General features: G+C 41.2%; 26 protein-coding genes. 21 read left to right on the top strand and 5 right to left on the bottom strand.

What is annotated here, in order from left to right:
• Positions 1 to 22: 22 nt before the first annotated feature.
• The 6 genes from G602_RS0121070 to G602_RS0121045 all read left to right on the top strand — a co-directional run bounded on the left by G602_RS0121070 (position 23) and on the right by G602_RS0121045 (position 5715).
• On the top strand, positions 23 to 271 hold the full coding sequence (locus tag G602_RS0121070) for a GIY-YIG nuclease family protein (protein WP_026660802.1): 249 nt from the start codon (positions 23 to 25) through the stop codon (positions 269 to 271).
• A 197-nt stretch (positions 272 to 468) separates the two neighbouring features.
• A complete protein-coding gene (locus tag G602_RS0121065; RefSeq protein ID WP_026660801.1) occupies positions 469 to 2514 on the top strand; it encodes a hypothetical protein in 2046 nt (681 codons plus the stop codon).
• Positions 2515 to 2551: 37 nt separating this feature from the next.
• Positions 2552 to 3646 (top strand): GTP pyrophosphokinase, encoded by a 1095-nt coding sequence (locus G602_RS29430; RefSeq protein WP_049945383.1) that lies wholly within the window; start codon positions 2552 to 2554, stop codon positions 3644 to 3646.
• Complete coding sequence (gene cysK, locus G602_RS0121055) at positions 3636 to 4565, top strand: cysteine synthase A (RefSeq protein WP_026660800.1); 930 nt, start codon at positions 3636 to 3638, stop codon at positions 4563 to 4565. Before G602_RS29430 ends, cysK begins: the two co-directional genes overlap by 11 nt.
• Before the next feature lie 107 nt (positions 4566 to 4672).
• Complete coding sequence (locus G602_RS0121050) at positions 4673 to 4993, top strand: THUMP domain-containing protein (RefSeq protein WP_026660799.1); 321 nt, start codon at positions 4673 to 4675, stop codon at positions 4991 to 4993.
• A 20-nt stretch (positions 4994 to 5013) separates the two neighbouring features.
• Positions 5014 to 5715 (top strand): histidine phosphatase family protein, encoded by a 702-nt coding sequence (locus tag G602_RS0121045; protein WP_026660798.1) that lies wholly within the window; start codon positions 5014 to 5016, stop codon positions 5713 to 5715.
• A 62-nt stretch (positions 5716 to 5777) separates the two neighbouring features.
• Here the strand turns inward: G602_RS0121045 and G602_RS31145 are convergent, their stop codons facing one another.
• The 4 genes from G602_RS31145 to G602_RS30715 all read right to left on the bottom strand — a co-directional run bounded on the left by G602_RS31145 (position 5778) and on the right by G602_RS30715 (position 10212).
• Positions 5778 to 7433 (bottom strand): redoxin family protein, encoded by a 1656-nt coding sequence (locus tag G602_RS31145; protein ID WP_196808740.1) that lies wholly within the window; start codon positions 7431 to 7433, stop codon positions 5778 to 5780.
• Entirely contained in the window at positions 7426 to 7866 is a 441-nt protein-coding gene (locus tag G602_RS27825) for a CD1871A family CXXC motif-containing protein (RefSeq protein WP_044933061.1), read from the bottom strand. Before G602_RS27825 ends, G602_RS31145 begins: the two co-directional genes overlap by 8 nt.
• Positions 7867 to 8209: 343 nt before the next feature.
• The gene (locus tag G602_RS27820; protein WP_026660797.1) at positions 8210 to 9634 is read right to left on the bottom strand and encodes an endo-1,4-beta-xylanase; all 1425 of its coding nucleotides are present in this window, start codon (positions 9632 to 9634) and stop codon (positions 8210 to 8212) included.
• A gap of 296 nt (positions 9635 to 9930) precedes the next feature.
• Positions 9931 to 10212: a hypothetical protein gene (locus G602_RS30715; protein ID WP_155830013.1), complete on the bottom strand. Its 282-nt coding sequence runs from the start codon at positions 10210 to 10212 to the stop codon at positions 9931 to 9933.
• A 79-nt stretch (positions 10213 to 10291) separates the two neighbouring features.
• Here G602_RS30715 and G602_RS27815 point away from each other — a divergent pair, with 79 nt between their 5' ends.
• The 11 genes from G602_RS27815 to G602_RS0120970 all read left to right on the top strand — a co-directional run bounded on the left by G602_RS27815 (position 10292) and on the right by G602_RS0120970 (position 22688).
• Positions 10292 to 11728, top strand: coding sequence for a family 43 glycosylhydrolase (locus G602_RS27815; protein ID WP_026660794.1), 1437 nt, complete (start codon positions 10292 to 10294; stop codon positions 11726 to 11728).
• 32 nt (positions 11729 to 11760) lie between these two features.
• Positions 11761 to 12105, top strand: coding sequence for a phenylpyruvate tautomerase MIF-related protein (locus G602_RS0121015; RefSeq protein ID WP_026660793.1), 345 nt, complete (start codon positions 11761 to 11763; stop codon positions 12103 to 12105).
• A 36-nt stretch (positions 12106 to 12141) separates the two neighbouring features.
• Positions 12142 to 12885 carry a nucleoside/nucleotide kinase family protein gene (locus G602_RS0121010; RefSeq protein WP_044933059.1) on the top strand — a complete coding sequence of 248 codons (744 nt, stop codon included), beginning with the start codon at positions 12142 to 12144 and terminating at the stop codon, positions 12883 to 12885.
• Between the two features lie 86 nt (positions 12886 to 12971).
• Entirely contained in the window at positions 12972 to 14756 is a 1785-nt protein-coding gene (locus G602_RS0121005) for an ABC transporter ATP-binding protein (protein WP_044933056.1), read from the top strand.
• Between the two features lie 4 nt (positions 14757 to 14760).
• A complete protein-coding gene (locus G602_RS0121000; RefSeq protein ID WP_026660790.1) occupies positions 14761 to 16542 on the top strand; it encodes an ABC transporter ATP-binding protein in 1782 nt (593 codons plus the stop codon).
• A 187-nt stretch (positions 16543 to 16729) separates the two neighbouring features.
• A complete protein-coding gene (locus G602_RS0120995) occupies positions 16730 to 16993 on the top strand; it encodes a hypothetical protein (RefSeq protein WP_026660789.1) in 264 nt (87 codons plus the stop codon).
• A gap of 110 nt (positions 16994 to 17103) precedes the next feature.
• A complete protein-coding gene (locus G602_RS0120990; RefSeq protein WP_026660788.1) occupies positions 17104 to 18375 on the top strand; it encodes a site-specific integrase in 1272 nt (423 codons plus the stop codon).
• Between the two features lie 2 nt (positions 18376 to 18377).
• Entirely contained in the window at positions 18378 to 19331 is a 954-nt protein-coding gene (locus G602_RS27810) for a tyrosine-type recombinase/integrase (protein ID WP_049945382.1), read from the top strand.
• Positions 19321 to 20364 carry a tyrosine-type recombinase/integrase gene (locus G602_RS0120980; RefSeq protein WP_026660786.1) on the top strand — a complete coding sequence of 348 codons (1044 nt, stop codon included), beginning with the start codon at positions 19321 to 19323 and terminating at the stop codon, positions 20362 to 20364. Before G602_RS27810 ends, G602_RS0120980 begins: the two co-directional genes overlap by 11 nt.
• An 88-nt stretch (positions 20365 to 20452) precedes the next feature.
• Entirely contained in the window at positions 20453 to 21124 is a 672-nt protein-coding gene (locus G602_RS0120975) for a DUF4097 family beta strand repeat-containing protein (RefSeq protein WP_026660785.1), read from the top strand.
• Positions 21125 to 21968: 844 nt separating this feature from the next.
• Positions 21969 to 22688, top strand: a complete 720-nt coding sequence (locus G602_RS0120970; protein WP_026660784.1) for a hypothetical protein — start codon at positions 21969 to 21971, stop codon at positions 22686 to 22688.
• Here the strand turns inward: G602_RS0120970 and G602_RS0120965 are convergent.
• The gene (locus tag G602_RS0120965; RefSeq protein WP_026660783.1) at positions 22674 to 23561 is read right to left on the bottom strand and encodes a LysR family transcriptional regulator; all 888 of its coding nucleotides are present in this window, start codon (positions 23559 to 23561) and stop codon (positions 22674 to 22676) included. The two genes, G602_RS0120970 and G602_RS0120965, sit on opposite strands and share 15 nt — an antisense overlap.
• A 465-nt stretch (positions 23562 to 24026) precedes the next feature.
• On the opposite strand from G602_RS0120965, the gene G602_RS0120960 reads away from it, so the two are divergent.
• From G602_RS0120960 to G602_RS27805, 4 genes are read left to right on the top strand one after another with little or no spacing between them, the layout of a single operon-like run.
• The gene (locus G602_RS0120960; protein WP_049945381.1) at positions 24027 to 24572 is read left to right on the top strand and encodes an RNA polymerase sigma factor; all 546 of its coding nucleotides are present in this window, start codon (positions 24027 to 24029) and stop codon (positions 24570 to 24572) included.
• Positions 24569 to 24943: a hypothetical protein gene (locus G602_RS0120955; protein WP_026660781.1), complete on the top strand. Its 375-nt coding sequence runs from the start codon at positions 24569 to 24571 to the stop codon at positions 24941 to 24943. Before G602_RS0120960 ends, G602_RS0120955 begins: the two co-directional genes overlap by 4 nt.
• Positions 24944 to 24961: 18 nt before the next feature.
• Positions 24962 to 25774, top strand: a complete 813-nt coding sequence (locus G602_RS0120950; RefSeq protein WP_026660779.1) for a hypothetical protein — start codon at positions 24962 to 24964, stop codon at positions 25772 to 25774.
• On the top strand, positions 25767 to 26069 hold the full coding sequence (locus G602_RS27805) for a LiaF transmembrane domain-containing protein (protein ID WP_044933052.1): 303 nt from the start codon (positions 25767 to 25769) through the stop codon (positions 26067 to 26069). Before G602_RS0120950 ends, G602_RS27805 begins: the two co-directional genes overlap by 8 nt.
• The last annotated feature ends 90 nt before the right edge of the window (positions 26070 to 26159 follow it).

Genomic DNA, 26159 nt, shown 5'->3' with positions numbered 1-26159 from the left:
AAGTTACGTTTGGGGAAATAAAATGACAAATTATACATACATAGTTGAATGCGCAGATGGAACGCTCTATTGTGGTTGGACAAATGATCTTGAAAAAAGAATTAAGGCTCACAATGAAGGAAAAGGCGCTAAGTACACGAAGCCAAGACTTCCCGTGAAGCTTGTTTATTATGAAGAGTTTGACACAAAGGAAGAAGCCATGAGCAGGGAGTGGAATATTAAACAACTGTCGCGCAAACAAAAAATGAAACTAATTTTCAGTCATCTTTAATTTTTATAAATTTTTCATCCGGAAGATTAATAATCTTTTTATAGTTACCTTATAGTTATTTAGCCTGGATTTTATCGGTATTTCTTAAAATATATGTAGTAGATGTATGATAGCGAGGAATGTTGTCGGCTATCTGTAAATTGATGAACAGGCAAAATAATGTAACTGTTACAAGTGGCTATTGAAAGGATCTGCAGATGAAAAAGGGAATGGTTGTGGGATTATCTATCATGGCCTTAATAGGATTCTGTATTGTTCTTTTTTACCAGGTTACTCACATTGACAAACCTGTGGTAAGAAAGAGCATGGTCTCAAAGCGCACAAATATAATAGATTTCGTCACGGAAACAATATCTGATGAGGAAACTCCCTTAAGCGCAGAAATTGAAGATGAAGAGCCGGAAGATGGCATCAGTGTAAAAAACAAAAATAAAATTCCCCAAAAAGAAATTGAATCATCTGAAATAACCTCATTTTACTGCAACTTCTCTACCTTGTATGAGGAGGATACTCACACTATGGGCAATAAGCAGTGGAAGCTGAGGGCTGATTTTGATGGAAAAACAGTTAAAGGAAGTTATAAAGCCTTTAATTCTGACAGCAATGATGAGAGAAGATTTGATGCAGATAAGTCCTTTATGAAGGAGCTTTTTGAAATCATAAGGCGGTATGACCTTGCTTCTTATAACGGACTTGATAATGAAACAAAGGGCATCCCTGACGAGTATGGCGCGACACTCAGCGTGATGTTTGAGTCCGGTGAAAACATCTATGCCAGTGATAATGCGGAGAATTTCCTCCCTATAGATGCGGAGGATGCATTTGTGCAGCTATTTGCCAGTGCATGCGCAAAGGGAAGCGATGTCATCGGTGTATCTGTTACCGGACATTATGAGGATGTGGAGGTTAGCGGAGGACGCGGCCATATCAGCTTTCCGCTTGTCCATCTGGGAAGAACAGATGCTTTTGGAAAAGTTGATGAACTTAAATATCCGACAGAGGATGAACTTCACGAAGCTATAGATAATATCAATTCCTTTGAGATGGATGAAGCTCTTGCTGCTAAGGACAGTTTTGAAAAAGGCAGTAAGGACAAAGAATTATTCTATGACAGTGACCTCTTTGTAACAAGAAACGATACTGAGGTTATATCTCTTTATGTCAGAGAAAACTCCCGCAGGGATGTAAATAGCAGTAGTATTTCATCATTCTACAGAACCTATAACGTGGATTCCATAACAGGAAATGAACTGGAGTTTTCTGATGTTTTCAGAGACATACAGGGACTTCCGGGTCTGATAGAAGAGCGTCTGCGGAAAAAGTATCCCGGGCATAAATTTGATAAAGACATAGAAGAACATATCAGAAAATCAATCACGGAAAATGACGGTGATGTATGTTTTGCATTGGGCAATGGCTTTACTCATATTTTCATAAATGAAGGCGTAGCAGATAATGAGCCCGGCAGTTATCACGTGACCTTGCCCTTTGAGGATAATACGAAGCTCATCAGTAATTTTTATACCGCATATCCTGAAAAGACATTCACAAGACTTGACTATGATACAGACTACTTCTTAAGAGGCGGTTTGGATTTCAGAATGGAATATGAAATTGATGAAGAAGAGGATATAACCTGGCGAGGCATTTCAGGTAGACAAACCGAAGAGCTGTCTCTTTACGGATATGCTCCGGAGGTTTATCTCACAACAATGAAGGATAAGAATTATCTGTTCCTGAATGTGCCTACGGGGGATGTGAGTTTTTACGGGATAGTTTATGAGATAACAGAAAACGGAATTGAAATCCCTGAAGACAATGGGGATCTCGGACTTTCCGTTATTCCTGAGACAACCCTGGATCCGGATTATGTTCTCATGTATGTCAACGAAGTAATAGACGGGACAGTATGCTTCATGTATCCCACCGGAGTTTTCAAAATTGACGATGATGGATTCCCTGTGCCTGCTTCAAAGGAGTTCAGGCTTACAGGAGGAAAAGTTGCTATTCGCGAGAGTGGAAGATACAATCCGAGAAATTCTGCGGATGCATCTCACTCGGGAGGCATGTTCTATGTTGCCGAAGGGACAGAAGTTACGCCTTATGCATCTGACTTATCGAACTATATTGATTTCATAACGGTCGGAGAAGATGAGAGCAGAATCATCAGATTTACAATTGATAAATTTTCTTCAGATATGAAACTTGATAATTTCGGCGGACTTGATAAAGTATTTAAGTGAAGCTTCGCTTTAAAAATATAACAACTGAGGCCGAAATATGAATTTAAAACTGCAAATCCAAAAACAGAATTATGATGAATTAGCAGCTAAATATGCTGAAGTAGAGAAGATAGCAACCAACCTTCTGAAGGAAGAATTTTCAAGAACAGGCATTGCTATCATGCAGCTCCCGAGCAGAATAAAGAGTTGGGAATCTGTTGAAGCCAAGTTTATGAAAAAGCCTGACAGATATTCCAAGGTAGAGGAGTTGACAGACCTGCTTGGACTGAGAGTCATATGCTATTTCCTGTCGCAGGTTGATGAAGCGGCAGAAGCTGTGAAAAGGATATTTGACTGCGATCTTGAACACTCGGAGGATAAGCGTCATAGCCTTCCGCCGGAAGCTTTTGGATATCTTTCACTTCATATTCAATGCAGTTTGAAAAAGGATATGGGCTTTCCCGAAGAACTCACAGAACTCTCTTTTGAAATCCAGCTTCGGACAATTCTCCAGCATGCATGGGCCGAGATAGAGCATGATCTTGGATATAAAACCGTGCTTGAAATACCGCGAAATGTGCGCCGAGAATTTGCACGTATAGCCGGTCTTCTTGAGATAGCAGACAATACCTTTGAAAATATAAAGAATTCCATAGGCGAATATGAGACAGAGACTCTTCAGCGTATCCATAACGATACTGCTGATCAGATGTCTCTTGATATGCTTACACTGAATGCCTTCATGAAGTACAGTAACGCAATGCAGAACCTATACTGTGATATGACACAGCTGACCGGAGGAACCATGATGCCTGTAGGCGCTGAGGGTTACCTGTCAATTCTTGAAGAGCTTGGCATCAAAACTCTTGGGGATCTGCATGCCCTTGTTAATGAAGAACACGATCATGTGCTGCAGCTGCTGCAGCATGCCCTTCAGTTTTCCGATCTTGAGGAGATAACCTCCAATGCTGCTTTGTTCTATCTGTTCAGAGCAAGAATGGTCTGGGGAGATTATTCACGAAAAGAAATAACTGAGATTTACTACAGGGCAACTGAAGACCGTAAGAAGGCCGAGAGCAATACGAAGATTGTAATCGGCCTGCGGAAGGAACTGCTTAATGTTAAGGAGAAGGTTTTTAGAAATGGTATATGAAAATGTGTTGGCAGCGGTAGGCCATACACCGATGATAAGACTTAACAGAATTGCAGATAAGGATGGTGCTGAAATTCTGGTTAAATTCGAGGGTATTAACATAGGCGGATCAATTAAGACCAGAACTGCGCTTAACATGATCCTTGCTGCTGAAAAACAGGGACTTATAAAAAAGGACACAATAATAGTTGAGCCAACAAGTGGAAATCAGGGCATAGGCCTTGCTCTTGTAGGAGCAGTAAGAGGCTACAAAACAGTAATAATCATGCCTGATTCAGTAAGTGAAGAACGCAGGAAGATAATTAAGCATTATGGTGCGGAAGTGGTACTCATACATGATGATGGGGATATTGGAGCGTGCATAGAGGAGTGCCTTAATACAGCACTTAGAATGAGGGAGGAAAATCCAAATGTTTTCGTACCTCAGCAGTTTGAAAATCCTAACAACACCATGGCTCATAAACACCATACTGCCTTGGAGATAATGGAGCAGGTTGAAGGACCGATACACGGCTTTTGTTCCGGTATAGGTACAGGTGGAACAATCACGGGAATAGGAGAAGTGCTGAAGGCGCAATATCCCGACATAGAGATTTGGGCTGCCGAGCCTGAAAATGCCGCTATACTTGCAGGTGGTAATATCGGAACCCATCTCCAGATGGGAATAGGCGACGGAATTATTCCGGATATTCTTAATCAGTCCATTTACAGTAATATATGTATAATTACGGATGATGAAGCCATAACAATGGCACAGAGGCTTGCAAGAGAGGAAGGAATCATGTGCGGAATCTCAAGCGGCACTAACGTAGCGGCTGCAGTAAAGCTTGCTAAGAAATTAGGAAAAGGTAAAACTGTAGTGACAGTTCTGCCCGATACAGCAGAGAGATATTTCTCAACGCCGCTTTTTGACGAATGATAAAACGTGTTTTGATAACGACTGCAAAATCATTGGAATTTTTTGCGAAGTTGTTGTAAAATACTGAATGCTGCGCTTAAATTTTTATATGTATCGGGAGTTAAAAAGTGACAAAGGAAGAATTTAAAAATGCCCTCCTCGCAGAGGGCTTTATCTGTGAAAAAAGCGGTAATTATCCTGCAGTAGTCTGCGATGCAAAGGATGTCAGAAATATCGCAAAGAAGGTTAAGGCAATTGCTAAGGATAAAGAATATACTTCATCATTTGCCATAAGATGTTACCGCGAAGGAATGGAACTCATTTCAAAGGACGGAGTAGTATCATGGAATAATAGTGATACTGTTAACCAGGAAGAGGTAGCGGAGGAGCCTGTATTAATTTCAGAGCCTATACCGATGACTGCAGTTACTGAGGATGTAAGTGCTTAAAGTGGAACACAGGAGATGAAATGAGACTTATTTTTGTAAGACATGGGGAACCTGATTATGATAAGGATTGTCTTACCGAAAATGGTAAGAAGCAGGCCATAAGTGCCGCCATGAGACTTAAGGATGAAAATATAAAAAGCATATTTTCATCACCCATGGGGCGTGCTAAGGAAACTGCATCGTACACCGCAAAGAGTCACGGACTTGATGTAAATATTCTCGATTTCATGCATGAGATAGACTGGGGAGACAAGGATTCAGAGACCGCTGATAAAGTCCCCTATGACGGACATCCGTGGACTCTTGCCTACAGGGTTCTCACAGATACAGCTGATTATGTCGGATCATCCAAATGGGATGAACATCATTTTTTCAAAGACAATATCTGTATGGACTACTATAAAAAAGTGTCTGAGGGCTTCGATGAATTTCTTAAAGACTTTGGTCTTGTAAGAAAGAACGGACTATATGAATGCAGGGAAGAAAACGATGATACCATAGCGCTGTTTGCGCATGGAGGCTCAGGTGCGATTATGTATTCCCATGTTCTCAGCCTTCCGTTTCCCTTTGTATTGACATCAATGCCCTACGGAGTATGCTCTGTTTCGATCATTGAGTTTTCCGGCCGGGAGGGGGAGCTTGTCATACCAAGACTTGAGCTCTTTAATGATATGGGACATATCGAGTGCTTCAGGCAGGAAAAATTACATTTTGAAAAATAAAATAATAGAATATACAAAGGCTGGAGCCATTTTAACATGGTTTCAGCCTTTTTGGTTTAAACTCAATCTGCAGCTGCAGCCTTCTCGAAGAGCATTTCAAGGGCTTCAGGTGTCACAGAACCAACCTGATTGTATATGACTTCGCCTTTCCTGTTAAGGACTATTGTCTGAGGAAGGGCGCTGGAGCCGTTTACTATTCCGAATAAGGTTTCGTCGTCATCATCGATGGCGAAGGGAATATCCCAGCCATTTTCGGTGATGTAGGCTTCAACATCTTCGGTTGTGAGATTGGCATGAACAGCCAGCATGGCGATGTCGCCTTCGTGCTTATGGAAGAGTTCATTAAAGTGTGGAAGCTCCTTTACGCAGGGACCACAGTAGGTTGCCCACAAGTTGATGAATACTACCTTGCCTCTGGTATCGGCCAGATTAAAGGTGCTTCCGTCTAAGCATTCGGTTTCAAAAGTCTTGAGGCGCTGTCCTACTTCATAGCCCTCGGGTGCAGTACTTTCTTCGGCCTGAGTTTCAGAAGCAGCATCTTCATTGACTTGAGTTTCAGAAGAGGCACTTTCGTTCATCTGTGCTTCAGGGGTGGATTCTTCATTTACCTGAGTTTCAGGTATAGTGCTTTCATCCATATTTGCCTCAGAGAACGTGCTCTCGCTAACCTTAGCTTCAGGAGCAGCTTTTTCTGATTTTGTCTTAAGAGAAGGGTCAAGGAAGTTACTCCAGATAATTGCAAACACGAGAACAAGAACTGCTACGCAGCCTATGACAGGAGCAGCCTTCTTAACTTTATTTTCTTCTTCTGTATTTACAAATTCTTCCTTATGGGGCTGGATGAGTGTGAGATTACCGGCCTTCATGGAAAGCGCACCCTGGTTACAGCGGGCAACGCACTGGGCACAGTGAATACATTCATGGTCACCCACGGTTTTAACATCCATTTTGCAGAATCTTACGCAGGCGCTGCAGTTGTTACAACGGTTCGTGTCGACCTTTACTCCGATGACTGCAAGCTTGTTGAACATTCCGTAGATTGCGCCAAGGGGGCAGAGAAAACGGCAAAATGATCTGTAGCAGAAAATGCACGCCAGTATCACAATTACCATGATTATGAATTTCTGGGTGAAGATTGGACCAAGTATTGATAGAAAGCTTGGATTTTTGGGAAGCATTAACATGGCACCTTCAGAGGTTCCTGCGGGGCATATGTATTTACAGAAGCCCGGAACAGGTATTCCCTGGAAGATTCCGTAATAGACGGGAATCGACACCACAAAGACGACAATGATTATATATTTGAGATAACTCAGAGCCCTTGTGAAGCGGCTCTTTTTTAATTTGGGAGTGGGAAGCTTGTGTAACAGTTCCTGGAGCATACCAAGTGGACATATCCATCCACAGATGGTTCTTCCAAGGAGCATGCCATAGAGAAGAATGATTCCAAGTACGTAGAATCCGATATGCTTATTAAGAGACCCAAGTGCATTCTGAATTGATCCCAGGGGACAGGCGCCTATTGCTCCGGGGCATGAATAACAGTTGAATCCGGGAACACAGATGGCCTTAGATTTTCCTGTGAAAATTTGACCCTCTGCAAAGCCCTTCAAATGAGCATTATAAAGAAGAGCGCTATAAAGCTGAATGATCCTTCGCTTTGTAGGCTTGTGCGCTTCCCACCATGATACGTTTTCTAAAGATTGATTATTATCCAAGGCCTATACACTCCGTACAAATTTTAGATGCCTTAATAAGCACATCACTCATGCTTCCGTTGAAGATACCGATAATGATGAATGCTATGGCTAATGCCAGGACGGCAAGTCTGACTTTGTTTATCAAACTGTTCGTCCCTGTGTCAGTCACATTCTTACCTATATCGATACCTGTTGCCGGCTTGTCCTGAGTATCATCATAAATACCGAGGAAGGTACATAGTAGGGCTACAATGACTATCAGAACAAATAAAGGTAAAACAAAAACAGCTTTATCTGCTATTGCTTCTGCAGTGTATATATCTGCCATGGGATTTTCCACACGTGCAGTCAAACCTTTCTGGTAAATTGAAAAATCAGACACGATCAGTACTGCGGCAGTTATAATGCACAAAATAGATTCGATTGTCAGTAAAACTGTTCTTTTATTCATTGCTGAAACCTCATAAATTTTCTGAATAAACTATTTTTCATAACAATCACCATTCCCTCGAAAATCCGAAACATAGATAAGGGGATAGAGTATTGCTTTTTAGAAAAATCATAAAATCGATAAATATGCCCGGATACTGCGTGGTTACATAGTTTAATTATACTCTGACAGGCTTTGATGCTCGATTAAGAAACTATTAAATATTCGGAGGCTATAGGGATTTTTGTTAAAAAAAAATAATTAATTTATTTATTTTTCGATAAGAGGTAGTTCCATGGGGATGAAAAAAGCGAAAGTGCCATATGAACACCTTCGCTTCATATTTGTAGAGACTTATATTCGGTTAATTAAATTCTTCCAATGCTTCAACAATCTTCGCATATGCAGGCTTAGGGTTATAGTCTTTGTCAAAAAGTCTGGAATTGGTTGTATCTCCCTCGCGATAATGATCTACGAGTCCAAAGACGGTCACATTTGTAATATTGGCAGGTCCGCCATTGTCTGTATCAAGCTCACAGAGCATTTTGAATATCTGTCCATATTTGTCTGCCTGCTTTTCGAACTGATCATCGGTTTCTGCATCGACTCCAACGGAAAGCTCTGTTATATGAATCTCTAATCCGAGCTCTGCAAATTTTTTGATAGCCGATTCGATATCAGAATTCGAGGGATAGGAGATTCCCCAGTAACCTTGCATACCTATACCGTCTATAAGGTCTTTTTCTTTCAGAGATTCACAAAGCTTGTAAATAGCATCAGTCTTTGGAGCCTGATAAGTGTTGTAGTCATTGTAGAATAGCTTCACATCATCCGCAGCATATTTTTTTGCATAAGTAAAGGCCATCTCAACGTAATCGGAACCAATTGTCGCATACCAGGGATTGTCTGCGTTTTCAAGCTTTGTTCTGCACATGAAACCGCTGTCAGGATCGGCACTGTCAGGATCAACTGCTTCATTGACAACATCCCAGCAATAAACAACACCGGGATACTCTTCCTGAACATGTGTCATAAGCTGTCTGATGTAGCTTTCCATTCTGAGCAGCATAGTTTCTTTTGAAACATAGTCGCCATCTTCTGTGTAGCCCTCTCTGAAAAACCATTCCGGAGCCTGGGTGTGCCACACAAGAGTATGTCCGCGCATTTTCATACCGTTTTCCTTACACCACTCAAGAGTTGGATCTATTGAATAGAAGGAGAGAGCAGGCTCTTCGTTACCGTTTTTCAGGTTTTCCTGTGAACCCATCTGATCGAGTATGTAGCAGCTTTTCATAAGATTTGTCATAGTGCAGCTGTTAAAATGTTTCTTGCAAAGCTCCATATATTCAGGAATATTAAGCGTCTGATTTTCAAGAGTGCTTCCGTTTATTCCGACACCAAAGGTGAAGAAATTCTTGCTGAGATCTTTTAAGATTGCATCGTCTGATACAGGAGCTTTAGCTTGTGTGGAGTCTTTTTCTTGGTTATCTTCATCTTCTAATGTTTTGCCGGTTTCCGTATCAGTTTTTTCGGTGACTTCATCTGAAGAGTCAGATGAAGAAGATTCGTCCCTAGATACGTCTTCTGTAGTGTTTTCAGTGGAAGATGTGCCATTCATTACATCGTTGGCAGATGTTTTAGCTGTAGTATTATCATTGGAAGCTTCCGCAGCTATCGCATCCGAAGCAGTGCTTGTGACATCTGCCGTAGCTGCTTTTTCACATCCTAATGCTGAAGACATAAGTAACGAACATAGTAGTATAGCGTAGATATTGGTCTTTTTCTTCATGTAGTTCACCTCATTTTGTAGAATATAATTTTTGAGTAAGCAGTTTTATACCTTTAGACTTCCGCTTTTCCGCGCAAGAAAGTCATATTGCGAAAAATCAAACTGCTTATTGATTTTTGTAAATATACTATAGACGAGGGACTGAGCAAGGCTCTAACCATTATTTGTGATTATATGCGTTTATATTGCTGATTTGTTCGCGAATAGACGTAATTTATAGAGGAAGAGTGTTTCCGCAAGCTGAGGGATTTATGTATACTGAGGTATGTAAGTATATATACCCTGCATACAACAAATCATTGAAGAATCAGGGCAGTTGCTGCACGAGCTATACCCAGAATACAACAAAATATCAGAAAATCAGGGTAGTAGTTGTAGAGGCCTACCCTGATTACAACAAATACCTCAAGAATCAGGGTAGTTGTTGCACGAGCTATACCCTGAATGCAACAAAATGGCAGAAAATCAGGGTAGTAGTTGTATGGGCCTACCCTGATTACAACAAATTCCCTAAGACTCAGAGTATTAGTTGTAAAGCCATACCCTGCATACAACAAATCAAAAAGAAAATACTCCATTACCCGCTTGAATTTACCTCACATTTGCAAGAAAATAAAATTTAAATGACCTACCACAAATCACGAGAGGAGCTTTGACATGAAAAGGTTTATAAAAGGGGCAAATCCATACATGCCGCTGTGGGAGCATGTTCCGGATGGAGAGCCAAGAGTTTTTGATCATGAAAATGAAAAGAGAGTATACGTATACGGATCTCACGACATTGAGAAGGATAAGTACTGCGGCCGAAACTATGTCGTATGGTCTGCACCGGTTGACGATCTGACGGATTGGACCTGTCATGGCGTAGCATATGAAACTCATTATGATTCCGTACTTTATGCACCGGATGTTGTAAAACGAGGCGACACCTATTACATGTACGCTGCAGAGCATTGTGGAAGTCTTGTGGTTGTTGCAAGTTCAAAGACTCCCTGGGGACCTTTCGAGAATCCTGTGGAAACAAAGCTAGGATTTGATCCGGGAATATTGGTAGATGATGACGACAGAGTATATGCATACTGGGGAGGCTGTGCAGCACCCTGCTATATTGCTGAGCTTGAGGACGATATGGCTACCATAAAAGAAGGAACACTTGTAGAGAATCCTTTAGGCCATTCCACCTGTCCCTGGAATCCTGTTGACGACGGACATATATCATTGATTGACGGATTTTTTGAAGCATCGAGTCCTCGCAAGGTTATGGGAAAATATGTCTACATATATTCCAAGCGCTATGAGAAGCCGGTTCCGGAGCTTGGTGTTTATACTGAAAATAACGGCTTTCTATCCTATAGATTCAGCGACAGTCCCTTCGGACCTTTTCATGATGGCGGAGACATAAGCTTTAATGGAGGAGAGATACTTCATGATTCGGAAGGAAAAGGCACCATGACATACCAGTGGGGAAATAACCATGGATCTATCATGGAAGTGAATGGAAAATGGTATGTATTCTACCATCGCCAGACGGGGGTGAACGAGTACTCCAGACAGGCAATGCTTGAGCCAATCGATGTCGCCATGGGAAAAGATGGAAATCTCTATATCGGTGATGTGAAGTTTATTGGCGGCGAGCCTGTATCATCAAAGCCTGTGGAGATGACCTCTCAGGGGCCTCATATAAACGGACTGGATGCATATTCCTGGATTTCAGCAGGTTATGCGTGCCACATTTTCGGAAGTAAAAAGCATGCCTATGTCAGACCGGATTATGAGCAAAAAGAAGAATTATCAACACCGGTTGTTGGAATTACAGACGGGACAACGGTAGGCTTTAGATATCTTCAGTTTGGTGCAAACTCTCCGAAAACAGTAACCGTTGTTCTTGAAGAAGCAAAGAAAGCTAAAGTAAAAGTACGCATCGATTCCTATCAGGGGAGGGAGATTGCGGAGCTTTCATTTGACGGTAACGCTACAGAAGTTACCGCTGAGATTACAACGGGTGTCATCGGAAAACATGCTGTATATTTTGAGTTCATTTCAGATGATGCAGAAGAAACCTTTATTTTTGACAGATTTACATTTGATAAATAAGAACCATAAAAAATAACAGGAGGAAAAAAACTATGCCATTTATTTCAACAAAGACCAACGTATCAATCTCAAAGGAAAAGGAAACACAGCTTAAGGAGCGCCTTGGACAGGCAATTTCAATCATCCCCGGGAAAAGTGAGAGCTGGCTTATGCTCGCTATCGAGGGAGAAGTTCCGATGTATTTCAGAGGCGATGACTCCCAGCCTACAGCCTTCATTGAAGTGAAGATTTATGGAAATGCGTCTCCTGACACCTATGGAAAAATGACAAAGGAACTCACATCAATTTACGGGGATATTCTTGGGGTAGCTCCTGACCACATGTATATCAGATATTTCGGCTCTGACGATTGGGGCTGGAACGGAAACAATTTCTGACAGATTAAGATTATTGAAAGTGGAAACAGGCTGGCTATGGATTTTAATTACCATGTAAATATAAACGGAATAGATGTAAACGCATCCTACAGTGAGGACGCTGTTAACAATGTTTTTCTTCCCCTGCTTTCAAAGCTGACACAGCTCCAAAAGGAAAAGGGCAGGAGAATTCTTGTATTGTTAGCGGCGCCTCCTGGTGCCGGGAAAAGCACCCTGAACAGCTTTTTACAAAAACTCTCCGAGGAGCATGATGAATTCACTGATCTTCAGGCTATCGGCATGGACGGCTTTCACAGAAGACAGGAATATCTGCTGACACATACCACAATGCGGGATGGAGCGGAAGTAAGAATGGTCGATATCAAGGGTGCTCCGATAACCTTTGACCTGGACCTGTTGAAGCAGAGGATCAGGGAGCTTTTCGAAAAAGAAATAACTCCCTGGCCCACTTATGACAGACATCTGCACAACCCTGTTGAAAATGCCATCACAGTAGAAAATGACATTGTGATCCTGGAGGGAAACTATCTGCTCCTCGATGAGGATGGCTGGCGGGAGCTCAGAGATTTAGCCGATTACACAATCTCTATCAGAGCAGATGAAAGCCTGCTCCGGGGGAGACTTGTAGACAGGAAAATTAAGAGCGGGAATACCCGGGAGCTTGCTGAAAAATTTGTTGATTTCAGCGACATGGCTAACGTGAGATTATGCCTTGAAAAGACTGTGAAGCCGGACCTTGAACTTAGTCTTGATGAGGCTGGAAATTATTCCAAAAAATGATTGCCCTATGACAAAAAATGATTAGAACATTAGTCACTGTAGTGGTTTAATACCCCTTAACATTTCTAAATGTATGGAGGAGTATTATGAAAAAAGCAGACGAAAACTGGCAATTTCCAAGAACCAGACTGCAGTGGCTGTGGGATAACATGGAAGGTTACAGGGCAATTTATGTTTTGTCGGTTGCCGGAACCTTTGTCTACAACATGATGCAGCTTACGGTTCCATTTTTTTCATCACAGATAGTAGACAGATTCCTGTCCGGACCGGAGGCGAGGGCTAATTTCAAAAGCCAGCCGGATGAGTTCTACAAACTTATTTTTATGATGATAGGCTTTACAATCCTGAGGTGTATCATCGTGTACGTGGACTGCGTAGGATATGAAAAAGTGTCCCAGGGAGTCCTTTTCAGGATAAGAAATTTCATTTACGACAAAATTCAGAGGCAGGACATGAAGTTCTACAGCACCTACAGAACCGGTGACCTTATGACAAGAGTCACAGGTGATCTGGATGCTGTAAGGCACATGATCGCCTGGGTTGTGAGAATGGTAGTGGAAGCTTTTTCACTGATTCTCGCTGTCGGTATCTATTTTATGTTCATGAACTGGAAGATGGCACTCTGCCTTCTTGCAGTAGCTCCACTTATTTTTTTCATAATAATGAGATTCAAATTCCAGGTTGCACCAATGCATGCGCTCCTCAGGGAAAAGCTTGCGAAGATGAACACCATGGCTCAGGAAAACATCTCCGGAAACCGTGTGGTTAAGGCTTTCGCAAAGGAGGACTATGAAATAGAAGCCTTTGATGAGTGCAACAGGGATTACAGGGATACCAATAAAAAGACCGCTATGATATGGCTGAAATACTTCCCTGTAATTGAGACCTTTGCGAATCTCCTTCCGGTTATCCTTCTGCTTATCGGTGGACTTTTCCTTATGGGCGGGCAGATGACCATGGGTGAATACGTTGCATTTTCAGGTCTTATCTGGGCTATTGCCAATCCCATGAGACAGCTGGGAAATGTCATGAATGAGTTCCAGAGATTCTCAGCAGCATCAGTAAAGGTCATGGAGATTTACTATTCTGAACCTGAGATCGTGGACAAGGAATACACAGCTCTTATGCCGAACAGGTTCGATGGCAGGGTTGAATTCAGGGATGTAAGCTTTCAGTATTCTGACGGGAAGCTCCCGGTTTTGAAGCACATTTCATTTACGGCTGAGCCGGGACAGACCATTGCCATCATGGGTGAGACGGGCTGTGGAAAAACTTCACTGATTCACCTTATTCCAAGGTTCTATGAACCGACAGGGGGAAAAGTACTTGTGGACGGAGTTGATGTCCAGGATATCGCCCTCCATCAGCTTAGGAGAAATATTGGACTGGCAACTCAGGACGTGCTTCTTTACTCGGATACCATCGATGGAAACATAGCATATGGTGATCAGCTTCTAAGCAAAGAGGACGTCATGAAATATGCAAAGTACTCGCAGGCTTCTGATTTTATAGCTAAGATGCCGGAAGGCTATGAGACTATCGTAGGCGAGAGAGGCGTTGGTTTGTCAGGTGGACAAAAGCAGAGAATATCTCTTGCAAGAGCATTGGCTGTAAGACCTTCTATTTTAATTCTTGATGATACGACCTCCGCTGTCGACCTTGAAACAGAGAAGGCTATTCAGGACAGCTTAAGAGATCTTGATTTTAAGTGCACAAAAATAATAATTGCCCAGAGAATTTCCACCACCAAGGATGCTGATCAGATTCTTATCATGCAGCATGGTGAGATAACTGAGCGCGGAACGCATGAGGAGCTTATCAAACAGGGCGGATATTACGCAGAACTTGTAAAACTTCAGATGGGAGCATGAAAAAATGGCCAGAAATACATATAAACAGGATGAACTTTTGGAAGAGCCTTTTGATATAAAACATCTCTTAAGGGCTTCCGGATATATTAAAAAACATATTGGAGCTATGATAATTGCGCTGGTTTTGTCTGCTATAGCAGGAATCACCGCGCTGGTAAATCCGGTAATTGTGCGTATGGCTTTGGACGAAGCGATACCTGACAGTAACAGGATGATGCTGTTTAGGCTGGTGATTTTTTCAGCAGTACTTTATGGCCTTAGCACGCTGTTTTCACTGATAAGATCAAAAATAATGGTGAACGTGAGCCAGGATATTATTTATCAGATAAGAAACGATTTATTTACGCATCTGCAGGCACTGCCTTTTCAGTACTATGATGACAGACCCCATGGAAAAATCCTTGTAAGGGTGGTCAATTATGTTAATTCCGTTTCGGATATGCTAAGTAACGGACTCATAAACATTGTACTGGAATTTCTGAATTTGATTTTTATTGTGATTTTCATGTTTCTGGTGGATGTGCAGCTGAGCCTGGTGGTGCTGGCAGGAGTGCCTGTTCTCATGGTTTTCATGTTCTGGATTAAGAACAGGCAGCGCCGCGCGTGGCAAATGGTGTCCAATAAAAATTCCAACCTGAATGCTTATCTTCAGGAGAATATAGTAGGTGCAAGGATCACACAGATATTTGCCAGAGAGGATGAAAACGCCAGGATTTTTAAGACATTATCAGATGATTGCAGAAAGACATGGATGAAGGCGATATTCTACAGTACGCTGGTTTGGCCTGGAATCGATACGATTTCTGTTTTTGTAAGAGCGGCTATCTATTTCTTTGGACTTGTGATATTTGCAAACGGTCACCAGAGTCTTGGAACAATTGTGGCCATATCAAGCTATGCATCCAGATTCTGGCAGCCCATCATGAACCTTGGAAATATTTTTAATGGATTTATAAACAACATCGCTTATCTTGAAAGAATTTTTGAAACCATGGACGAACCTGTTACTGTAACGGATGAGCCCGGTGCTGCTGTTATGAAGCCAGTGGAGGGTAAGGTCGAATTTCAGAATGTATCCTTCTCCTATGAAAAGGGAAAGGAAGTTTTGCATAATGTGTCCTTTACTGTTGAACCTGGTGAATCTGTTGCACTTGTCGGACCTACAGGTGCCGGAAAGAGTACGATAGTGAGCCTTGTTTCAAGATTCTACAATGTGGATAGCGGAAGGATTCTGATTGATGGGCAGGATATTTCAAAAGTGACCCTTAAGTCGCTTCGTGAGCAGATGGGAATAATGCTTCAGGACAGCTTTATTTTTTCAGGAACAATCGAGGACAATATCCGCTATGGAAAGCTTAATGCGACAGATGAAGAAGTCAGGAATGTATCAAAAACCGTCTGCGCTGACGAGTTCATAACAGGTCTTGGCAAGGGCTATCTTACAGAAGTCAAGGAGAGAGGTGCTCTTCTTTCACAGGGACAAAAGCAGCTCATATCCTTTGCAAGGACGCTTATTTCAGATCCAAGGATTATGGTTCTCGACGAGGCGACTTCAAGTATTGATGTGCAGACTGAGAAGGATCTGCAGCGCGGATTAAATGCCATGCTCTCAGGAAGAACAAGCTTTATCATCGCCCACAGACTATCGACGATTACAGGCTGTGACAAGATCATGTACATAAATGATGGAGGCATCACTGAGTGCGGAACACACGAGGAACTTATGGCGAAAAAGGGCGACTACTACCACCTATATACAGCACAGCTTATTTCCGGAGTTGCATGAAATAGCAACATAGAATGACGTAAGTGACCACAAAAGCTGTGTAAAAAATACCTAAATCAGTGTATTCCGTGTTGCTTTGCAGTTAGGAAATGTAGTCTAATAGAAGAAAGAAGTTTATGAAAACTAATAGGACCTAAGGAATTTACAACAAGCATTACCCTTTAGGTCGAGTGATAGGAGACATGTTATGAATAGTAAAGTGATTCTATTAGTTGCATTGGGGATGTCTGCGTTTGGATTTGTTGTACTTGCCACGCAGAATAGAATGGCTGCAAAACCGGCTACGGAATTTGGAGGAGAGGAAGAAGTGGGAAGTAAGGATCTTATAACAGGAAGCATGGATTTATCTAAGTTTGATGAGCTTGATGTTGATATAGCTTCCTTAAATTTTTATCTTGAGAAGGGGAATTATGCCGATATCAGCATAATTCCCCATATGCCGATATTTTAGAAATGCCGATTTTTTGGCATCCTAAAGTATCATAAATCCATGATTTCCAAAAACTATCGGCATTTCTTACTATAAAGATGTAACCGCATCTCTATAGAAAGGAGGCCGCCATGACAGATGCACATCCGCTACTAAAGGATTTAACCGAGCAACTATTAAAGGAGGTGATGCAACACGTTCTGGAAGTATCGGTAGAACAGTATCAGAGTGTTTGCAATAGCATCTTAAAGTACGCCGGATCTTCAAACACAAATACATATTCATCAGAACTCATTGATGCCTATAAGAACTATCTTGAAAACAGGGTATCTAATGGTGAGGTCTGCAAAGAGTATCGACGCTTTCAGTTCAGAGTTTTGCATATGCTATCCTCACTGGCTGAGACAGGTACAGTGGACTTTTCTAGAATAGTTTATCGCGTTAAGAAGTATCCGGTTTCCACTGAGATTACTGATCTTGTTGAAAAGATACTGGGAAGTTATCCCATTAGCGACGCTACAAAAAGTGATCTGCGTGCTCCAACAAGACATTTTTTGTGGTATGCGTCAGAACAGGGAAAAGATCCGGAACACATCGACGATGTGACTGTGATGAAGTTTCTTATCGAGGAAATCCCTGTTTCTAATAGCGGAAGTACCGGGCGTACTCTCAGATGCATAAAGTATTCAACCGAATACCTGAAATCCCATGGGAATCAGTGTCTTCATAGGGACTATAGATTACTAAAACTCAAGAATGATCACAGACGCATGATCCCGGCATATACAGAAGATGAAATCTTTGACATTGCTGACGCCGCTAATAATGATGACATGCTTAGCAAGCGGGATCTTGCAATAATACTGCTGGCTTATTGTACAGGTTTACGTGGTTGCGACATAGTAAGGATTAGGCTTACGGATATAGACTGGCAGAATCATAAACTAGCTCTTGTTCAATCAAAGAATCACCAGCCTTTGTCTGTGGAGCTTAACGGATCTACGATGAATGCATTGGCGGATTATATACTTGATTGGCGACCGGAATGCAATGATCTTGAAGTGTTTATAACAGTAAAAGCCCCTTATAAAAAGCTTTCAAAAGGCTTTGGAAGCATGATTGACAAGTACTGTGGAAAAGCTGGAGTCGAAAAGATTTCGTTTAGAGGTTTTCACAGCATACGCAGAGCTTTTGAAACTATCATGGTCTCAAGAGGTGTTCCAATCGAGATAGCATCTCAGATGATGGGACATAAATCAATAGTGGAAGACAAACCATATATAACTCATAATAAAAGTCAGATAGCTTTTGTTGCATTTGATTTCACTGATGTTCCTATAACAACCGGATTCTACGCCAAGCATAAAGACAGTGCTTCCTGCAATACCAAAGGAGGTACTTGATTATGACGCTTGAAAAAAGGTTGAATAATGCATTTGAGGAAATGATGTCATACAGGACATCTGTTGGGTATGCTACTGCAACTTATCGTTCTTCCGTTCCGCCATTCATAAGATTCTGTGTTGAAAAATTCCCTGACTCGGAGTTAGTAACGCCGGAAATGATTGATGAATGGCTAGCATTTTATCCTTACTCTAACAATAGCAAAGCGGCATTTATCGCTTTGCTCAGGGAATACACCAGATATCTGAACTTCCTGGGGTATGAGGACTATATCCCTGATGGTGATTACACTGTGAAAAGAACCGCTTATAATCCATACCTGTTTACTGATGCGGAACTTTCAGGTCTGTTTAATGCAATAGACTCGGTTCAAGGAGCAACGTGCGGTAAAAGATTTCTTCCTGAGATAGTACTTCCTGTATATTCCCGTTTGATTTACTGCTGTGGATTACGTCCACAGGAACCACCTGCAATACGCACGGAAGATATAGACCTTAATACAGGTGATTTATATATTCGCCAATCAAAACGTCATAAAGATCGTCACATAATCATGTCTGACGATATGTTAAAACTCTGCAAAAGGTATGATGCATTAGCAGGCAAACGGGAATGGTTCTTTCAAAAGTGGGATGGGACTCAGTATGAAACATCCTGGTACAACAATGTTTGGCGAAGGATAATTAAAACATGTGGTATACAGTGGAAAGGTAATCCCCGCCCATATGATCTTAGGCATGCTTTTGCGTCAAGGAATATCATCAAGTGGATCAATAGCGGGAAAGATGTTATGGAACTTCTTACATATCTTTCAGCTTATATGGGGCATTCTGAGCTTACCTCTACACTATACTATGTCCATCTGCTTCCCGAGAATCTTCGGAAAGCAAAGGGCATCGATTGGGATATGCTCTCCAGGATATACGGAGAGGAGGTGTCCTGTGATGAGGATTAGTGCCAAGGATCCACGACTGGTGTCTCTTATTGGTGAGTTTATAAAAGTTTACCTTCCACGTGTAAGAAACCGTGATGAAGACACTATAGCATCATACAGGTATAGCATAAATCTGTTCATTGATTATCTTGGAACCCAAAAGGGTGTGTCGTTGCTTACATTACAGGCATCTGATTTTAATCAGGCTAACGTCATTGATTTTATGTCATGGTTGAATACTGAACGGAAAAACGTGGCAACTACTGTAAATCACAGACTATCTGATGTACGCGGCTTTTGCCATTATCTGCTAAAGAAAAAAGCTTTAACCTCTGATGAATTTGAAGAAATCCGTGAAATAAACGATTATGACGATGACCGGATTATAGAATTTACATGGCTAACAACAGATGAAGTGGCGAGCATCTTGAATTGTGTTGATGCCAATCGTGATGCAACAAGGGATCACTTCCTTATTTCGTTACTTTATGAAAGCGGCGCTAGAATCAATGAAGTATTGTCACTTAAACCACATGATATAAAGCCTACATCAAATGGAGAGGCTGATGTTCATTTCTATGGCAAAGGTAATAAACATAGGATAACTCCATTATCAAAGGAAATCTGGAGACAATACTGCAGCTATTGTGAGCGGTATCATCCAGAGAAAAATGAACAGGATTACCTGTTCTATTCTTTCCGAAATGGACGAAGAAACAAGATGTCAAGTGACAATGTAAGCAGAATACTGTCAGAATGTGAAAATGAACTTCGTAAAAAGAAACCAGATCTTATTCATCTCCATTCACATCTCTTCAGAAGAACAAGAGCCATGCATCTGTATCAGGCAAAAGTACCACTTCCGACTATTTCAGAATGGCTTGGGCATTCAAATGTAGAAACAACGCGCTTTTACGCCAAGGTTACAGAAGAAATGAAACGAGAGGCGCTCCACAAGCTCAGTGACAGTGATAAATCTGTATTCAAAGATGACGCGGTGTTTAAATATGCCGATGATGAAGACGTATTAAAACGGCTGTGCGGCTTAAAATAAATGCCGATATTCTATTTCCATGCCTGACAACAGGCTCAGGCATGGGATTTCAAAGTTTTTATTATCGGCATTTCTAAAATATCGGCATATGGGTGATGGATATAAGCTTGAGTATCAGGTTACTGAAAAAAATATTCCGAGGGTTAGCGAGAGTGGCGACAAGCTGACAGTTAAGCAGCCTTCAGGCAGTTCATTTAGTTTCAACTTTTCATCAGTGACAAAGAATCAGTATTACAAAATTATTGTTCCGGAGAATGCGGGTGTAATAGATGCTGAGCTGGAGGCTGCTTCAGGAAGCATCAATGTCGATGGTGTTGATATAAAAGGAAAAGTAAGCATTGCTTCAGGACGCGCAGCTGCCTGTGATGTCGAGAGTAAGGAGCTTAAGGTCAGCGCTGCTTCAGGTAAAATTGATCTTAGCAATGTGATTGTTGAAAAGCTTAATGTTGACCTCACTTCAGGTTCCTTTAATGCCACAGATTGCAAAGCAAATGAGCTGGATGCAGACCTGACAAGCGGAATGATTACTTTTGACAGGATGTCTGCTGATGAGGTTGATCTTGATGTTATGTCAGGAACAGTCAGTATGAACCTTCTTGGTAATAAGGATGATTATGATTACAAGCTCGAATCCACATCAGGTTCTATTGTTTTAGATGGCAGCAAGGTTGACAGAAAGTTTAAGAGTGATGCTGGCAGGGATAAGAAAATAAAGGTTGATCTTACCAGTGGCAAGGTGGATATATCGTTTACAGAGTAGATTTATCCACGGAATTCTCAAATAGGGAGTTCCGTGGATTTTTGTTTGCCTGCTTTTTATATCATTGTAGATGAATTTTGAATACTAAGATACTTTGAATATAATTCCTGCTTTTTAAAAACAAGTAATTATAGATTCTGGTTGTATTGAGAATGAACAATTATCTATATTTGGGGAAGAGACTATTACGTCAGAAAGAGCTTATTTGAGAAAATTGGGTTAACCCCCAAATGGCTGTTATTCCTAAGAGCTGATTTGTTCGCGAATAGACGTAATTCATTGAGGAAGTGTGTTTCCGCAAGCCGAGGAAATTCAGTCAATGGAAGCGGAAAAATAGATATGGGTCTACCGTAAAATATGAGCAATATACCAATGAGATAATATCAGTCCGAATAGACGTAAAATGTTAGGAATATAAATATTTCCAGCGATGTACATTTACGTCAATGGGCGACAGAATCTCAGAGTTGGAATAACAGCTATTTTTTGCTTACGTCTATATTCAAAATTGTCCTCGAGTAGACTGAACTCATGCAGGAGACATATTGTTCGAAAGCTAAAATGTGTCAGTCTAAAAGTGCAAAAATGGATGTGCTGGTCTACTACTAAAATATTGATTGCGTCACTGTATGCGAAATATGAAATAATGACTGAAGTGCGTGGATAATCATACTAAACCGGAAAGGAAAGACGCGACCAAGCTATGGATAAATCATTTATCCGAAGTTACTATAATAGTAAAAGAAATTAGCAAAAGGAAGTCAAAAAAACAGTAAAAAGAAATCAAAAAAGAAACTAACAAACAAAAAAGAAGCAAAGTATAAAACTATAAGAAAGGCTGTCTATGGAAAAGTATGAATTTGGCAATCCCGAAGCTTCAACTGTTTTAATCCAAGTGGTCGGTGAGCATGATCTTGCAGGGGTTGAAAAAGAAGTAGCCCAGATACAGAAAATATCAGGGAATATGGATTTCCGGTTAATAGCATTCAAAGTCAATGACTGGAATAGTGAATTGTCACCATGGAAGGCACCTGCTGTATTCGGAGATGAGGATTTCGGTGAGGGAGCAGAAAAGACACTTGATGAGATTTTAGATTATATAGCAGAAATCAACAAAGAAACAAATTTTATAATAGCTCGCTCAAACACAAATGTGAGCACCGACACAAATATATATACAGATACTCCTATACATAGAAATAACGATAAAGTTTTCTATATTGGTGGATATTCACTTGCAGGATTATTTTCTTTGTGGGCGATATATCGGACAGATGTTTTTAGCGGGGCGGCTGCTTCGTCCCCTTCTGCATGGTTTCCTGGTTTCATTGATTATATGAAGAATAATGAGACTAAATCAGACAAGATATATCTCAGCCTTGGGGATAAGGAGGAAAAGACCAGGAATCCTGTGATGTCTACTGTGGGAGACAGGATTCGCAATATGCAGGATTTGTTAAAAGCACAGGGCAAAGATTGCATCCTTGAATGGAATCAGGGTAATCATTTCAGGGAACCTGATTTGCGTATGGCGAAGGGATTTTCGTGGTTACTGTCTGATTAATTCTGCATTCACCATCTCCCAGAAAGCCTCAGCAACTTTGGACAGATCGCGGTCTGCGCTTTTTACAAGAGCGTAGCTTGCTGATACATCAGGATTTTTTATTCGTTTGATAACAACATCATCTCCCACGTATTTTCCTGCTGATGCCGGATAGATTGCTATGCCTACTCCGGCAGCAGTCAGCTCATATGCATTTAGCATGTGCGCTATCCGGCAGATTATTTTTGGCTGGAGGCCAAGCGGAGCAAACCAGTTTTCGATTTCCTTTCTTCGTGATCTTCGGGATGGGATGATAAGCTCGTATGGTGCGAGCTTCTTCAGTTCGATACTGTTACCCTTTCCTTTTGAAAGAGGATGTCCCTTAGGAATAATCGCAACCCAGGGTTCTTTGTTTATAAGTTTTCCGTCCAGGCCTTCTTCATCATAGGGCAAAGTTATGACGCCGACTTCATTTAATCCGGAATGTACTCTTTTTATTACATCATCTGAATTTCCATTCCAGACCTCGTATTCAACGAGGGGATATTTCTTTTTAAAATTGTATATCCAGTTTGCAAAAAGAGCGGGCGCCTGTCCCTCGACCGTTGCAAGGTATAGTCTGCCTGTCAGGCCATCCTGCATTGTGTGTAAGTCTTCGATGGATTGATCCGACAATTGCTTGATACGTCTTGCGTACTGCATGAAGCGTTCCCCGGCATCAGTAAGTGCAAGCCCTCTTGCTTTTCTCTCAAAAAGCTGTGTTCCCAGTTCTTCCTCCAAGTCTCGTATCTGACGGCTTAGTGGCGGCTGTGCTATACATAATTTTTCTGCAGCTCTGGTGAAACTGCCTTCCTCTGCGATTGTGAGAAAATATCTGATGTGGCGAAGTTCCATACAACCTCCTTGTAAGCGATCCGGCTACAACTCTGCCTGAATAAACAGTTATTAGATATACCTTAAAGGTATAATACATCTATTATTATATGTATTATACAATAGCTCTTCAAGGTGTTATCTTTATATCAGAGACAGGAAACAGATTACAGATTTACTGGAAAAGTACAATACAATAGAAACAGATAATAAAAGCACAGCATTTTTTAGAAGGAGGACTCAGAATATGAAGAAACTTTTTGAAAAAATTGAGGAAGTACTTGAGGAAATCTATACATTGGAACACAACGTAGCGTGACATTTTAATATTCATAAAGAAGGAAGAGGAGCCTTGCCCGGCAAGGTTCTTCTTTTTTTACGCTGAAGGAATGTACATACAAAAAAATTAAAAAAATCTGAAGATTTTTTTATGCTACACTCGTTATAAGTAATGAGAGCAAAAAAATTAAGGAAATAAGAAGGGAGGTGGAGAAGATAGAGGCGAAAGAAAACTTAATACGCTGGATGGGTGAGTACAAAAACCTCATTTTTTCCATCTGCCTGAGGATGACCGGTGACTATTTTACCGCGGAGGACATTGCTCAGGAGACCTTCCTCTCAGCATATATGCACATTGATCAGTTTGACGGAAAAAATGAAAAGGCCTGGCTTTGCAGGATTGCTGCAAATAAGTGCACGGATTATCTACGGAGCGCAGCTGCAAAGACGGTACCTACAGCAGAAGATGAGATGCCTGCTCAGGCGGAAAGCATTTCGGCAGCAATGAGCAGCACAAGTAATAATCCGGCGGATATTTATGAAACAGAAGATATTATGAACACCTTCACAAGGTGCTGCGAAGAGCTTCCGGAAGCCTATAGTGACATAGCGCTGCAGCATTTTATAAGAGGGCGGACAGCAAAAGAGATTGCGGAAGAAAAAGGTGACAACCTTAAAACCATACAGACAAGAATCTTCAGGGCAAAAGAAATGCTGAAGAAAACCTGTAGAAAGGAGTGGCTTGAAGCATGAATGACGATTTTAAATATTTAAGCGATGAAGAACTAAATAGCCTGATAGAATCAACAGAACAGTCAGGACTGCTTGAAGCACCCATAAGCTTTGAAGCAGAGGTCTTAAAAAGACTTGAGAAAAATAACAAAGTTGAAATAGTTTCATTTGAAGAGAAAAAGAAAGAGTATTCAAGATTCAAATTTCAGGTGTGCATGGCCATGGCTGCTGCGATTCTATTTTTGGTGGTAGCTCCGTTTATAACGGCAAGTGAAGGTTTTACAGCTATGAAGGAGCAGGCTGAGGCAAGAAAAACAACCACCAGAGAAACTACAAGTTATGTTTCGGAAATGCTGGGAAATCACTTAATAAGTGAGACAATCGGCAGATAAAAGATAAGGAGATTTGATATGAAAGCACAAAAGAGAGGATTTTTTAATTTTATATTTTCATTTCTGCCCGGTGCTGCAGAGATGTATATGGGCTTTATGAAAATGGGAGCAAGTCTTATGCTTGGCTTCTTCGGAATGATTGGAATAATCGGATTTCTTGGACTTAGTGATGCGTTTATGATGATACCGATTGTTTTGTATTTCTATAGCTTTTTTCATGCAAGAAATATTGCAACCTGCAGACCTGAGGTATTTGCGGGATTGCAGGACGATTACTTCTGGAATGAACTTCTTGATGGAAAAGAGATCAACATTAAATCAGAGACAGCAAAGAAGATAGGTGCATGGGCACTGATTATTGCAGGAGTTTCCATGCTGTGGAACCTGATCACGGATCCTATCATGGACGGATTAAGAGCTTTTGCTGATTTAACAGGAATGCAGTTTATCTATGATGCTGTGGATGGTTTTATCTATTCACTTCCAAGACTTGTTGTGGCAATCGTTATTATTGCTGTTGGAGTTAAGCTCATTCGCGGAAAAAAGAAGAATCTGTATATCGATGAGAAGTCTTCATACGATATGGCTTATGGTATGAATACTAATGGTTCAGCACCATTTACGGAAGCAGAAAAAAATGCACCTGCGTCATTTACAGCGGCAGGGAATAATGCACCTGCACCATTTACAGCGACAGAGAATAATGCACCTACACCATTTACAGCGACAGAGAATAATTCAGCTGCTCCATTAACAACTACAAATATTAATACACCTGCTCCTTTTGTGGCTACGGATAATAATCGTGAGAAAGGAGAGAAAAATGCATGAAAAAACTCAAATCATGACTCACCGCGTCGGAACGATCACCACAGGACTTTGTTTCATAGGATTCGGAACCGCGTTTTTACTACATACTACTTTTGGGATGTTCACTTATGAAAGCATAGTGGCTGCCTGGCCATTGATTCTGATATCACTTGGAGTTGAAGTTCTTCTTGCCAGCGGATTAAAACAGAAATTTGTTTACGATAAAGCTGGAGCCTTCATGATGATTGTTATGGGTTTTTTCTCAATGAGTATGGCTATTGCCGAGGTTTGTATCAAACACGCAGAAATGTATTGATTTTGTGTAGAAGGGCTGCTTGTCAGCCCTTTTTTGTACGGCTCTACCCTGCAAACAGCAAAACAAGACAAAATCAGGGTACTTGTTGTA

The sequence above is a fragment of the Butyrivibrio sp. AC2005 genome (genome assembly GCF_000424145.1).
Classification (GTDB): Bacteria; Bacillota; Clostridia; order Lachnospirales; family Lachnospiraceae; genus Butyrivibrio.
The sequence above is the reverse complement of the archived record's forward strand: the minus strand, read 5'-3'. Positions and strand labels throughout refer to the sequence as shown.

Coding starts and splice junctions, on each gene's coding strand:
- G602_RS0121070 (WP_026660802.1), top strand. CDS start 23: ATGACAAATTATACATACATAGTTGAATGCGCAGATGGAACGCTCTAT.
- G602_RS0121065 (WP_026660801.1), top strand. CDS start 469: ATGAAAAAGGGAATGGTTGTGGGATTATCTATCATGGCCTTAATAGGA.
- G602_RS29430 (WP_049945383.1), top strand. CDS start 2,552: ATGAATTTAAAACTGCAAATCCAAAAACAGAATTATGATGAATTAGCA.
- cysK (WP_026660800.1), top strand. CDS start 3,636: ATGGTATATGAAAATGTGTTGGCAGCGGTAGGCCATACACCGATGATA.
- G602_RS0121045 (WP_026660798.1), top strand. CDS start 5,014: ATGAGACTTATTTTTGTAAGACATGGGGAACCTGATTATGATAAGGAT.
- G602_RS27825 (WP_044933061.1), bottom strand. CDS start 7,866: ATGAATAAAAGAACAGTTTTACTGACAATCGAATCTATTTTGTGCATT.
- G602_RS27820 (WP_026660797.1), bottom strand. CDS start 9,634: ATGAAGAAAAAGACCAATATCTACGCTATACTACTATGTTCGTTACTT.
- G602_RS30715 (WP_155830013.1), bottom strand. CDS start 10,212: ATGGAGTATTTTCTTTTTGATTTGTTGTATGCAGGGTATGGCTTTACA.
- G602_RS27815 (WP_026660794.1), top strand. CDS start 10,292: ATGAAAAGGTTTATAAAAGGGGCAAATCCATACATGCCGCTGTGGGAG.
- G602_RS0121015 (WP_026660793.1), top strand. CDS start 11,761: ATGCCATTTATTTCAACAAAGACCAACGTATCAATCTCAAAGGAAAAG.
- G602_RS0121010 (WP_044933059.1), top strand. CDS start 12,142: ATGGATTTTAATTACCATGTAAATATAAACGGAATAGATGTAAACGCA.
- G602_RS0121005 (WP_044933056.1), top strand. CDS start 12,972: ATGAAAAAAGCAGACGAAAACTGGCAATTTCCAAGAACCAGACTGCAG.
- G602_RS0121000 (WP_026660790.1), top strand. CDS start 14,761: ATGGCCAGAAATACATATAAACAGGATGAACTTTTGGAAGAGCCTTTT.
- G602_RS0120995 (WP_026660789.1), top strand. CDS start 16,730: ATGAATAGTAAAGTGATTCTATTAGTTGCATTGGGGATGTCTGCGTTT.
- G602_RS0120990 (WP_026660788.1), top strand. CDS start 17,104: ATGACAGATGCACATCCGCTACTAAAGGATTTAACCGAGCAACTATTA.
- G602_RS27810 (WP_049945382.1), top strand. CDS start 18,378: ATGACGCTTGAAAAAAGGTTGAATAATGCATTTGAGGAAATGATGTCA.
- G602_RS0120980 (WP_026660786.1), top strand. CDS start 19,321: ATGAGGATTAGTGCCAAGGATCCACGACTGGTGTCTCTTATTGGTGAG.
- G602_RS0120975 (WP_026660785.1), top strand. CDS start 20,453: ATGGGTGATGGATATAAGCTTGAGTATCAGGTTACTGAAAAAAATATT.
- G602_RS0120970 (WP_026660784.1), top strand. CDS start 21,969: ATGGAAAAGTATGAATTTGGCAATCCCGAAGCTTCAACTGTTTTAATC.
- G602_RS0120965 (WP_026660783.1), bottom strand. CDS start 23,561: ATGGAACTTCGCCACATCAGATATTTTCTCACAATCGCAGAGGAAGGC.
- G602_RS0120955 (WP_026660781.1), top strand. CDS start 24,569: ATGAATGACGATTTTAAATATTTAAGCGATGAAGAACTAAATAGCCTG.
- G602_RS0120950 (WP_026660779.1), top strand. CDS start 24,962: ATGAAAGCACAAAAGAGAGGATTTTTTAATTTTATATTTTCATTTCTG.
- G602_RS27805 (WP_044933052.1), top strand. CDS start 25,767: ATGCATGAAAAAACTCAAATCATGACTCACCGCGTCGGAACGATCACC.